The organism is Amycolatopsis sp. NPDC114478 (genome assembly GCF_055633805.1).
Map to the genome: position 1 here is coordinate 606,160 of NZ_JBVKDO010000002.1, position 12,163 is coordinate 618,322.

A 12,163-nucleotide genomic window follows, 5' to 3' on the forward strand; every position below is an offset into this window, starting at 1 on the left:
CCTCCAGAGCTTGGAGCAACGATGCCCCGAAGCGCCAGACCGCCGGTCGCTTTCCTGGTGACCGCCGCCGTGGTCGCCGCCGGCCTGGTCGCCCTCCCCGCGACGGCGTCCGCCGCCGATGAAGCCCTCCCCGCGGATTTCTCGTCGTCGTTCGAGCCCGGTGACGTCCAGCCGACGTGGACCGACACCGTCGACACCGACGCGGCGGGCAAGCCGCGCGCCTACGGCGTCAACGGCGCGAACGGCACCGCCATCCCCGGTGACATCCGCGGCAAGGTCACCGAGACCAGCGCCAGCAGCGAGAACACCGACGGCGGCGAGGTGGTGGCGAACCTCGTCGACGGCACCACGGACACCAAGTGGCTGTCCTGGGACCCGACGGCGTGGGCGCAGATCAACCTGTCCGAGGCCACCTCGATCACGCACTACGCGATCTCCTCGGCCAACGACTTCGACGAGCGCGACCCCAAGGACTGGACGCTGCAGGGCTCGAACGACGCGAGCACCTGGACCGACCTGGACAAGCAGACCGACCAGGCGTTCACCGCGCGGTTCCAGCAGAAGGACTACAAGCTGGCCGCCCCGAGCGCGGCGTACAAGTACTACCGGCTCGACGTCACGCGCAACAACGGCGGCCCGATCCTGCAGATGTCGGAGCTGCTGCTGGCCAACGACGACCCGGCCCCGCCGCCGCTGCCGAACATGCGCAGCTTCGTCGACTCCGGTCCGACCAGCGGCTACACGAACAAGAACCGCGTCGGCTTCACCGGCATGAAGGCGTTCCGCTACTCGGGCAGCCAGACCGCCACCGGGCACGGCTGGTCCTACAACAAGATCTTCGACGTGAACATCCCGGTCGTGGCCTCGACCGAGCTGTCGTACAAGGTGCAGCCGCAGTTCATCACCGGCGACCTGAAGTACCCCAGCACCAACGTCGCGATCGACCTGGCCTTCACCGACGGCACCTACCTGCGCAACCTCGGCGCGACCGACCAGTACGGCTTCCCGCTGACCCCGGAGGGCCAGGGTGCCTCGAAGGTCCTCTACGCCAACCAGTGGAACCTGGTGCGCTCGGCGATCGGGCAGGTCGCCAAGGGCAAGACGATCGACCGGATCCTCGTCGGGTACGACAACCCGAACGGCCCGGGTTCGCTGCAGGGCTGGCTCGACGACGTCAAGGTGTCGGCGACCCCGACCCCGCCCGCGAGCACCCGCCCGAGCGACAACGTCGTCACGACGCGGGGGACGATGGCCAACAGCACGTTCTCCCGTGGCAACAACTTCCCGGCCACCGCGGTGCCGCACGGGTTCAACTTCTGGACCCCGGTCACCGACGCCGGTTCGGGCAGCTGGCTCTACAACTACAGCACCCAGAACAACGGGCAGAACCTCCCGCAGCTGCAGGCGTTCAGCGTGAGCCACGAGCCCAGCCCGTGGATGGGTGACCGGCAGGCGTTCCAGGTGATGCCGTCCGCGGCCGCCGGGGTGCCCGACGCCAACCGCGACGCGCGGGCGCTGGCCTTCAAGCACAGCGACGAGGTCGCGCGGGCGCACTACTACGGCGTGCAGTTCCAGAACGGGATCAAGACCGAGATCGCGCCGACCGACCACGCGGCGATGATGAAGTTCTCCTTCCCGGGCGCGGACTCGAGCCTGATCTTCGACAGCGTCAACAACTCCGCGGGGCTCACGCTCGACCCGGCGAGCGGCACGCTCTCGGGCTACACCGAGACCGGCGTGTACGCCGGCGCGGGCCGGATGTTCGTCTACGCGACGTTCGACAAGCCGGTCACCGCTGGCGGCAAGCTCACCGGGCAGGGCCGCGACAACGTCACCGGCTACCTGCGGTTCAACGCGGGCGCCGACAAGACGGTGAACATGCGGATCGCGACGTCGCTGATCAGCGTCGAGCAGGCGAAGAAGAACCTGGCGATGGAGATCGCCCCGGCCGCGACCTTCGACTCCGTGCGCGACGCGGCGCAGAAGGCGTGGGACGACCAGCTGAAGGTCATCGAGGTCGAGGGCGCGTCGAAGGACCAGCTCACGACGCTCTACTCGAACCTCTACCGGCTGTTCCTCTACCCGAACTCGCAGTTCGAGAACACCGGCACCGCCGACAAGCCCGCGTACAAGTACGCGAGCCCGGTGTCGCCGAAGACCGGCGCGGACACCGCGACCCAGACCGGGTCGAAGGTGGTCGACGGCCAGATGTACGTCAACAACGGCTTCTGGGACACCTACCGGACGACGTGGCCGGCGTACTCGCTGCTCACGCCGGACATGGCCGGGAAGATGGTCGACGGGTTCGTGCAGCAGTACCGCGACGGCGGCTGGATCGCACGCTGGTCCTCCCCCGGCTACGCGGACCTCATGACGGGCACGAGCTCGGACGTCGCGTTCGCCGACGCCTACCTCAAGGGCGTGCGCAACTTCGACGTCAAGTCGGCCTACGACGCGGCGCTGAAGAACGCCACGGTGACGCCGCCGAACTCGGCGGTCGGCCGCAAGGGCCTGGACCAGGGCATCTTCCTCGGCTACACGCCCAACACCGCCAGCGAGGGCTTCTCGTGGGCGATCGAGGGCTACGTCAACGACTTCGGCATCGCGAACCTGTCGAAGAAGCTGGCCGACGAAGCCGCGCCGAACGACCCGCGCAAGGCCGAGTACCAGGAGAACTACGAGTACTTCACCAGCCGCGCCCAGCAGTACGTGAACCTGTTCGACCCGAGCGTCGGGTTCTTCCAGGGCAAGGACGCGAACGGCAAGTTCACCAAGACCAAGGACCAGTACGACCCGCGCTCGTGGGGCGGGGACTACACCGAGACCGACGGCTGGGGCATGGCGTTCACCGTGCCGCAGGACGGCAAGGGCCTGGCCAACCTCTACGGCGGCCAGGCGGGCCTGGCGAACAAGCTGGACCAGTTCTTCGCCGACCAGGAGACCGCCAACTACCCGGGTTCCTACGGGGGCGTGATCCACGAGATGCGGGAGGCGCGGGACGTGCGGATGGGCCAGTACGGTCACTCCAACCAGCCGGCGCACCACCTGCTCTACATGTACGACTACGCCGGTCAGCCCTCGAAGACCCAGGCGAAGGTCCGTGAAGCGCTCTCGCGGCTCTACAACGGCGCCGAGATCGGTCAGGGCTACCCGGGCGACGAGGACAACGGCGAGATGTCCGCGTGGTACATCTTCAGCTCGCTGGGCTTCTACCCGCTGCAGATGGGCAGCCCGAACTACGCGATCGGGTCGCCGCTGTTCAAGAAGGCCACCATCCACCTGGCCGGTGGCAAGGACCTGGTGATCAACGCGCCGAAGAACAGCGCGAAGAACGTCTACGTCCAGGGCGTGAAGGTCAACGGCAAGGCGTACTCCTCGACGTCGCTGCCGCAGGACGTCATCGCCCGCGGCGGGGTCATCGACTTCGACATGGGCCCGAACCCCTCGAACTGGGGCACCGGCCCGAACGACGCGCCGAAGTCGATCACCACGGGCGACGCGGTCCCGACGCCGCTGCACGACGAAACCGGGGCGGGCAAGGGCACGCTGTCCACTTCGGACGGTTCCGACGCCGCGGCGCTGATCGACAACACCTCGCGCACCCAGGCCGCCGTCACCGGCGCCCTGCAGTACCAGCTGAACAACACCGACGAGGCCGTCACGCACTACACGCTGACGTCCCAGACCGGGGCGGGCGACCCGAAGAGCTGGACGCTGAAGGGCTCCTACGACGGCAAGACCTGGGCGGTGGCCGACCAGCAGGCGAACCAGGCGTTCAGCTGGCGGCAGCAGACCCGCGCGTTCAAGGTCGCCAACCCGGCGCACTACGCCTACTACAAGCTCGAAGTGACCGCGACCAGCACCGGCGCCCCGGCGCAGCTGGCCGAGTTCGAGCTGCTGGGCAAGCCGGACGCGTCCTGCACTCGCACGATCACCGGCGCGTCTTCCGGGCCGCTTTCCGTCACGTCCGGCACGGTGTGCCTGCAGGACGCGACGGTCTCGGGCCCGGTGACCGTCGCACCCGGCGCGTCGCTGATCGTGCGGGGCGGTGAGATCAAGGGCCCGCTCGCCGCCACGGGCGCCGCCCAGGTCGTGCTCAACCGCACGAAGGTGGACGGCCCGGTGGCGATCACCGGGACGACCGGGACGGTGTCGATCGAGCTGACCCAGGTGGGCGGCCCGGTCGCGCTGACGGCCAACCACGGTCCGGTGCTTACTGCGAGCACGATCGGCGGCCCGCTGGCCTGCGCGGCCAACTCGCCGGTACCGACGGACTACGACCTCCCGAACACCGTCCGCGGCCCGGCCGCCGGGCAGTGCGCGAAGATCTAGTCCCGTAGTTCGATGGATGCCCTCCCCGCCGGTTCGGTGGGGAGGGCATCCCCGCGTCAGCAGCCGCTCAAAAGCGCCGCAACCTCGCCAGCGTCGTGCACAGTGCCGGGGCGAAGGCGTCCACGTCGGACTCGAACCCACGGTGACCGCCCGGGAAGCGCGCGTACCGGCACGCCAAATGCTCCGCCTGGATCCGCGCCGACCGCTCCAAGCACGTGTCGCGGCTGGCCTCGCCCGCCGCCGTCGTCACCGGGATTCCCGTCCGGCGGACCGCGTCGAGGTCCGGGGTGTGCAGGACCACCGCCGGGAACTCGCGCGCCAGGAACGACGCCGCCGATGACCGGTCCGGGAAGTCGCCGGGCGACAGCCCCGCCAACGCCAGTGCCGCGTCCAGGCCGCCCCGCTCGTGGGCCGCACGGACCTCACGCGCCAGCGCCAGCCACTTCGGCGCGTCCGGCAGCAGGGTGATCGCCGGGGCCTCGTGGACCACCAGCTCCGTCACCACGTCCGGGAGCTGCGCCGCCAGCTCGAACGCCACCGAACCGCCGCCGCCCTGGCCGAACACCGCCGCCCGCGGGGCCACCGCGCGGATCACCGCCGCCGCGTCGCGGGCCTGCTGGCCCAGGTCGAAGTCGGCGTCCGGGCCGCGGCGGTCGTAGGTGAGCACCGCGTACGTGCCGGCGAGCCGCCGCGCGAGCCCGGCGTACCCGGCGCCGGAGCCGCCGCGGCCGGGGATCAGCAGCAGGACCGGCCCGGTGCCCCGCAGCTCGCAGCGCAGCTCGGCACCCTCGTTCCGGACGGTGTGCCTGCTCACTGTGACCTCCCCCCCCACTGTGACGTCCCCCCACCAGGACCTCCCCCCGCGTCGAGCACACGCTACGCCGTTCGGCCGATACGGTGGGCGCATGCCCGACGCCGTGTTCTTCTCGTCTTTCGAAACCGGTGATCCGCAGCCGGCGGACCCCACGCTGACGGTCGACAGCGGACCGGACCGCTCCCCCACGGCCAAGACCGGCGTCGGCTTCACCGGGGCCCGCGCCCTGCGCTACACCGCGCGTCCCCGCAGCGTCCTGTTCGAGCTCGACGCGCCCGTCACCGAACGCACCGAGCTGTCCTATGTGGTCTTCCCCCGGGCCGACGGCGAGATCCCCGCCTACCACGCCACCCGGGTCGCCCTCGACGTCGAATTCGCCGACGGCACCACCGCCGGGTTCGACCCGGTGGACGACAAGACGCTCTGGGTGGACCAGTGGAACCCCGTCCGCCGCCCGCTCGGGGCGTTCGCCGGGCGCCGGATCAGCCGGATCGTGCTGCGCACCGACGCGCCCGGGGAGATCACCGGCTGGCTCGACGACGTCCGCGTCGCCGAACGCCCCGAGCCGCCGCACGACCCCGTCGACTGCGTCCGCACCACCCGCGGCACGCACTCCAGCGGCGACTTCTCCCGCGGCAACAACTTCCCCGCCACGGCGGTGCCGCACGGGTTCAACTTCTGGACCCCGGTCACCGACGCCGGCGTCACCAACTGGATCTACTCCTACCACCGCCACAACGACGAGGAGAACCGCCCGGCGCTGCAGGCGTTCGCGCTGTCCCACCAGCCGAGCCCGTGGATGGGCGACCGGCACACCTTCCACGTCATGCCCGGCACCGGCCCGGTGGAACGCGACCGCCGCAAGCGCGCGCTGGCCTTCTCCCACGACGACGAGACCGACTCGCCGCACCACTACGGCGTCCGGTTCGCCAACGGCATGACCGCCGACCTCGCACCGACGTCGCACGCGGCGATCCTGCGGTTCACCTTCCCGGACAAGCACGGCTGGCTGCTGTTCGACAACGTCCGCAACCGCGGCCGCCTGCGCCTGAACGCCGACACCGGCGTGATCAGCGGCTACACCCGCGTCCGCAGCCGCCTGTCCGCCGGCGCGCGCCGGATGTTCGTCTACGGCGTCACCGACGCCCCGGCGACGCGCGGCGCGAAGGTCCGCGTCCCGCCGTGGCGGCGGGTGTCGGGCTACTTCGAGTTCGACGGCCCCGACGCGACGCTGCGGATCGCGACGTCGCTGATCAGCCTGGCCCAGGCCAAGCGCAACCTCGAGCTGGAGATCCCGGCCGGGACGACGTTCGAGCAGGTCCGCGACCAGGCCCGCGAGCTGTGGCGAGAACAGCTCGGCCGCGTCGAGGTCGAAGGCGCCACCGAAGACCAGCGCACCACGCTGTACTCCAACCTCTACCGGCTGTTCCTGTACCCGAACGTCGCCCACGAGAACACCCCGAAGGGCATCCGGCACGCCAGCCCGGTGGTGCGGCGCCGGTGGCCGAGCACCCGGCGCCGCACCGGCGCGAAGGTCGTCGACGGCGAGCTGTACGTCAACAACGGCTTCTGGGACACCTACCGCACCACCTGGCCCGCGTACGCGCTGCTCACCCCGGAGCACTGCGGCCGGATGGTCGACGGGTTCGTTCAGCAGTACCGCGAAGGCGGCTGGATCGCCCGCTGGTCCTCACCGGGCTACGCGGACCTGATGACCGGCACCAGCTCGGACGTCGCGTTCGCCGACGCCTACCTCAAGGGCGTCCGGAACTTCGACGTCGAGGCCGCCTACGACGCCGCGCTCAAGAACGCCACCGTCACCTCGCCGCACCGCTCGGTCGGGCGCAAGGGCCTCGACCAGTCGATCTTCCTCGGCTACACCCCGGTGTCCGTCCACGAAGGACTGTCCTGGGCGCTCGAGGGCTGCATCAACGACTTCGGCCTCGCGAACCTGTCCGAGGCGCTTTCGCGGGAAAGCGACGGGCCGCGGGCGCGGAGGTACGCGGACTACGCCGCTTACTTCCGCGAGCGTGCGAAGCACTACGTCCACCACTTCGACCCGAAGATCGGCTTCTTCCAGGGCCGCCACCGCGACGGCCGCCGCAAGTTCGGTCCCGAAGGCTACGACCCGGCCGCGTGGGGCGGCGACTTCGTCGAGACCAACGCGTGGAACACGGCGTTCACCGCGCCCCACGACGGCCCGGGCCTCGCCGCGCTGCACGGCGGCAACGACGGCCTCGAAGCGAAGCTCGACGAGTTCTTCGCGACCCCGGAGACCGGGCAGCGCCCCGGCGCGTACGGCGGCCTGATCCACGAGATGACCGAAGCCCGCGACGTCCGCATGGGCCAGTACGGCCACTCCAACCAGCCCTCGCACCACATCCCGTACGTCTACAACCTCGCCGGCGCGCCCGCGAAGGCCCAGCGCGTCGTGCGCGAAGTGCTGCGAAGGCTCTACCTGGGCAGCGAGCTCGGCCAGGGCTACCCCGGCGACGAGGACAACGGCGAGATGTCGGCGTGGTGGGTGTTCAGCGCCCTCGGGTTCTACCCGCTGGCCGTCGGCAGCCCGCGCTACGCGATCGGCTCGCCGCTGTTCGAGAAGGCGACCGTGCACCTGGGCGAGGGCCGGAAGCTCGTCGTCCGCGCGCCCGGCAACACCGACGAGACCGTCTACGTCCGCGGCCTGACCGTCGACGGCGAACCGCACGACACGACGACCATCGCCCACGCCACCCTCGCCGGGGGCGCCGAGCTGATCTTCGACCTCGCCACCGAACCGACCGGCTGGGGTGCGCCGCCGCCACCCGCCGCCCACCCGGCCCCGGTCTCCGACCTCACCGGCACCGCCACCAGCGAGGACGCCAAGAACCTCGGCGCGCTCTTCGACGACACGACCCGCACCCAGGTCACTTTCGGCAGCGCCAAGCCGTCGATCGAGTTCACCGTCACCGGCGAACCCCGCGAGGTCACGCTGTACACGCTCACCTCGGGCACCCGCCGCGGCGACCCCAGCGCGTGGGTCCTCGAAGGCTCCGACGACGGCGAGCACTGGACCACCCTGGACGAACGTCACGACGAGCTGTTCCGCTGGCGCCGCCAGACCCGTCCGTTCGCGCTCGCCGCCCCGGCGGCCCACCCGCGCTACCGGCTGCGGATCACCGCCACCCGCGGCCGCCGCGCCACCCTCGCCCAGTGGGAGCTGCTCGCCCGATGAACCACTTCCGCACCGCCGCACTCGACCGGCTGGCCGCGGCCGACCCCGGCCTGGTCCGGCTGCGGCTGGCCGGGTCCGCCGTGCTCGGCATCGTCCTGGCCGTGGCCGCGCTGCTGCCCACGCACGTCCCGCTCACCGTGATGCTGGTCGGCGCGATCGCCGCGATGATGACGGCGTTCACCGTCAACGACGCCACCCCCGGCGGCCAGGCCGTCACCCTCGTGCTGGCGTTCCTCACCGGGGCCGCGTCCATCACCGTCGCCAGCCTCGGCTCCGCGTTGCCGCCGATGGACAGCATCGTGTTCGTCCTGCTGATCTTCGTCGCGGTCTACGCCCAGCGCTTCGGCGCCCGCGGCACCGCGCTCGGGTCGATCGGGTTCTTCCTGTTCTTCTTCCCGATGTTCCTGCAGGCCCACCTCGCGCAGGTGCCGCAGCTGGTGATGGCGCTCGGGGTCGGCGTCCTCGCCAACGCCATGGTCCGGTTCGTCCTGCTGCGCCACAAGCCCGAGGCGGAGTTCCTGCGCGTGCGCCGCGCCTTCCGCGCGCGGCTCGCCGCCGTCGTGCGGGCCGCCGAGGCCCACCTCGCCGTCAACGGCAGTGAGCGCACCCGCAAACAGCTCCGCCACGCGCTGGCCCGGCTCCACGAGTGCGTCCTGCTCATCGAGGACGCCGCCCCCGACGTCGTCGACGCCCGCGCCGCCGACCGGCTGCGCCGCCGCGCCATCGAGGTCGAGCTCGCCGTCCAGTGGCTGGCCATCACCGTCCAGCGCACCTGCTCCGACGAGCTCGCCGCGGAAGTCCGCGACGACCTCATCGCCCGCCTCGCCCGCTTCCGTGCCCTGATGGAACGCGACCCGCGCGAGCTCCCGCTGATCAGCCAAACCGGCGAGTACAGCCGGATGCTCGTCGAAGGCAGCCGCATCGACGAGCACGCCGCACCCGGCGACGGCGTCCGCAAGGCCCTCGCCGAGCTCGCCCTGGCCGACGACCGCGCCCAGCGCGCCGCCGCCCCGGAGTCCACTGTGGACTCCCTCGACGACGACGACGAAGACGAAGACGACGACGAGCCGACGCCCGCGTTCGCCTACGACAACCGCACCCGCAGCGCCATCCAGGCCGTCGTCGGCGGCGGGCTCGCCGTGCTCGGCGGCACCCTTGTCTCCCACCAGCGCTGGTACTGGGCCGTGCTCACCGTCTTCGTCGTGTTCATCGGCGCCTCCAGCGCCGGCGCCACCTTCGTCAAGGGCGTCCGCCGCCTCGGCGGCACCCTCATCGGCATCGTCGGCGGCGTCCTGCTCGCGCTGCTGGTCGGCGGCAACACCCCGGCGACGCTCTCGCTGATCCTGGTCTGCGTGTTCGGGATGGTCTACACCGCCCGCGTCTCCCAGGTCGTGATGGCCTTCTTCATCACCAGCATGCTCGGCCTGCTCTACAGCCTGCTCGGCACCTTCAGCCTCGCCGTGCTCTGGATCCGCGTCGCCGAAACCGCCGTCGGCGCCGCCGCCGGCATCCTCGCCGCCGTCGTCATCGTCCCGGTCCGCACCCGCTCGGTCATGCTCGACGACATCAGCGCCGTCCTGGACGAACTGGAAGAGTTCCTCGAGCACGCGCGCGACCTGCTCGCCGGCGAAGAGAACGTCAACATCATCGAACTCTCCCGCGACCTCGACCGCGCCGTCGAACAGGTCCGCACCACCGTCGAACCGCTCACCCACCCGGTGAACCTCCGCAGCGCCCGCCGCGACTACGGCTGGCACGTCCTCACCACCCTCGAGACCATCGCCTTCCGGGCCCGCCACGTCGCCGCCCGCGCCCAGCCCGGCATGCTCACCGGCCCCGACACCGACCGCCTCCGCCAGTTCACCGGCCGGCTCCTGGCCAACATCGACGTCCTCCGCAAAGCACTCGACGCACCGGGTGGCCCCACCCCCGGCACGCTCGTGCGCGACGACGGCACCCCGGTGTCCGACCGCGTCGACCAAGCCGAAACCCGCGCCGTCCTCTCCAGCCTCAGCCACCTCGACGAAGCACTCGTCTCCCTCGGCCGCGTCTTCGACCTCCAGGCAACCGACCCCCGCGCCCCCGCGAAGAAGTGACCACCGGGGCGGCGCGCGCCCGCGCCGCCCCGGTTCACCGCGTCCCGGTCACGGGCACTGCAGCCACGCGAAGTGGTACACCGTGGTGATGCTGCCGTCGGTCGAGTCCATCGTGACGTAGCTCGTCGTCTTCTTCGGATCCGACGTCCCGGCCGCGGTACGCAATTCCGTGTTGATGTTCAGATTGCGTTCCTCACCACACGGCTTGAACACGATCGCGCCGACTTCCGTCGAATCGGTGAAATGCCAGTCGTCCTCGAACGGGCCCGCCAGCGGATGCTGGACGTACGCGGTCGGAGAATTGCCCTGAAAATAGTAGTTGGCTCTTTCCAGGCCGGTCGCGCCGCGTTCCAGGTGCGCGAATCCGCGGTAGTCGGCCTGCGCGATTCCGTAGGTGAACCCCTGCGGAACGTGCACGCGCAGGCCGATCTGGCAGTTCTTCCGCGCGTCCAACGGGCCGGCGCCGACCCCGACCAGCGCGGTGTAGGCGCTGTAGGTCACGGTGAACGCCGTGTTGTCCTGCGAAACCGCCACCGCGGACGTGTTCGGCGGACAACCCGTGCCGATGGCGTTCACGACGTCGATGACGATTTTGTCGGGCGGCGGAGGAGTGTTCCACGAATGCGGGGTGACCACAGAGGACAGCGCCAAAACGGCAGCAACGACCGCAGAAAGCATCGGAATCCTTCCCAATACATTCCCAAAGGGGACGGGGGCGCCGACCATGGTAGCGAATGGATCATGGTCCGAAACCCCGCTGAACGGAGCAACACGCAGTAGCCGTCCCGCCACGCGGTATACCGATAATTTCGAGCCGCCATTTAGCGGCCACGAATAAAGGGGACCGGAAAACGATTTCGTGCCTCCGGACCGCCGCCCGCCGTCCGCGATCACCCCGCGACGTCCGGGCTTGATCGTTTCACTCCGCCAGGTAGCCGGCGGCCCGCCCCAGCGTCGCCACGTCGGCCGCCCGCCACGGCCCGGCCGTGATCACCACCGCGTGCTCGATCCCCCACTCCGCGAACTCCGCGCGAACGACTCAGTCGAACACGTCGCACGCGCCGGCGTACCGCGCCACCAGTCGCAGGGTCCTGCGCTCACCCGCCCCGCCGATCAGCACCCGCGGGCGCCGCACCGGGCGCGGGTTCCCGATCGGACGGTCGAGCCGGTAGTGCCCGCCTTCGAACGCCGAGGAGTCGCCGTCCGGCTCGTCACGCGGTCCACCCGCAGGCAGTCCAGCGCGACGCTCATCGCCCGTCTCCTCCCGGCGCGAACGGCAGCGGGCCACCGATCGAGCTCAGGTGGATGCCGGCCAGGCGCCACCGGTCGTCGTCGCGGATCAGGATGTGGGTGGCGCGGAACTTGCCGTTCGCCGGGTTGCCCTGGTGGGTCGCGAGCTGCTCGTGGACGCCGATCGCGATGGCCGTGCCGCCGAAGTCGCGGACCTCGACGTCGGTCCAGTCCAGCTTCTCGGTGACCAGCCGGCCGCCGGCGTAGCGCCCCAGCCACTGGTCGCGGTCCAGGACGAAGCCGAGCGGGCCGACCAGACGGAAGCCGTCGTTGACCAGGCCGGCCAGGACCTCGGTGTCCCCGCGCTCTTCCGCGGCCGCCCACACCCGGCCGAACTCGTGGATCTCTTCCTCGACGCTCATCGCGTCCCCCTTCCGGTTCGATGCGACCAACGTTAGATATCTAATGATTCGATGT

Annotated in this window: 6 protein-coding genes; 3 read left to right on the forward strand and 3 right to left on the reverse strand. The window is 70.6% G+C overall.

The window, feature by feature from the left end:
- Positions 1 to 21: 21 nt before the first annotated feature.
- Positions 22 to 4,332 (forward strand): GH92 family glycosyl hydrolase, encoded by a 4,311-nt coding sequence (locus ACZ7OH_RS07560; protein ID WP_470280089.1) that lies wholly within the window; start codon positions 22 to 24, stop codon positions 4,330 to 4,332.
- Between the two features lie 67 nt (positions 4,333 to 4,399).
- Here ACZ7OH_RS07560 and ACZ7OH_RS07565 read toward each other — a convergent pair whose 3' ends face one another.
- Complete coding sequence (locus tag ACZ7OH_RS07565; protein ID WP_470280090.1) at positions 4,400 to 5,146, reverse strand: alpha/beta fold hydrolase; 747 nt, start codon at positions 5,144 to 5,146, stop codon at positions 4,400 to 4,402.
- 91 nt (positions 5,147 to 5,237) lie between these two features.
- On the opposite strand from ACZ7OH_RS07565, the gene ACZ7OH_RS07570 reads away from it, so the two are divergent.
- Both ACZ7OH_RS07570 and ACZ7OH_RS07575 read left to right on the forward strand, forming a co-directional pair.
- The gene (locus ACZ7OH_RS07570; protein ID WP_470280091.1) at positions 5,238 to 8,360 is read left to right on the forward strand and encodes a GH92 family glycosyl hydrolase; all 3,123 of its coding nucleotides are present in this window, start codon (positions 5,238 to 5,240) and stop codon (positions 8,358 to 8,360) included.
- Positions 8,357 to 10,456 (forward strand): FUSC family protein, encoded by a 2,100-nt coding sequence (locus ACZ7OH_RS07575; protein WP_470280092.1) that lies wholly within the window; start codon positions 8,357 to 8,359, stop codon positions 10,454 to 10,456. Before ACZ7OH_RS07570 ends, ACZ7OH_RS07575 begins: the two co-directional genes overlap by 4 nt.
- A gap of 48 nt (positions 10,457 to 10,504) precedes the next feature.
- Here ACZ7OH_RS07575 and ACZ7OH_RS07580 read toward each other — a convergent pair whose 3' ends face one another.
- Both ACZ7OH_RS07580 and ACZ7OH_RS07585 read right to left on the reverse strand, forming a co-directional pair.
- The gene (locus tag ACZ7OH_RS07580) at positions 10,505 to 11,134 is read right to left on the reverse strand and encodes a DUF4360 domain-containing protein (protein WP_470280320.1); all 630 of its coding nucleotides are present in this window, start codon (positions 11,132 to 11,134) and stop codon (positions 10,505 to 10,507) included.
- Between the two features lie 569 nt (positions 11,135 to 11,703).
- The gene (locus ACZ7OH_RS07585) at positions 11,704 to 12,108 is read right to left on the reverse strand and encodes a nuclear transport factor 2 family protein (protein WP_470280093.1); all 405 of its coding nucleotides are present in this window, start codon (positions 12,106 to 12,108) and stop codon (positions 11,704 to 11,706) included.
- Positions 12,109 to 12,163: the final 55 nt, after the last annotated feature.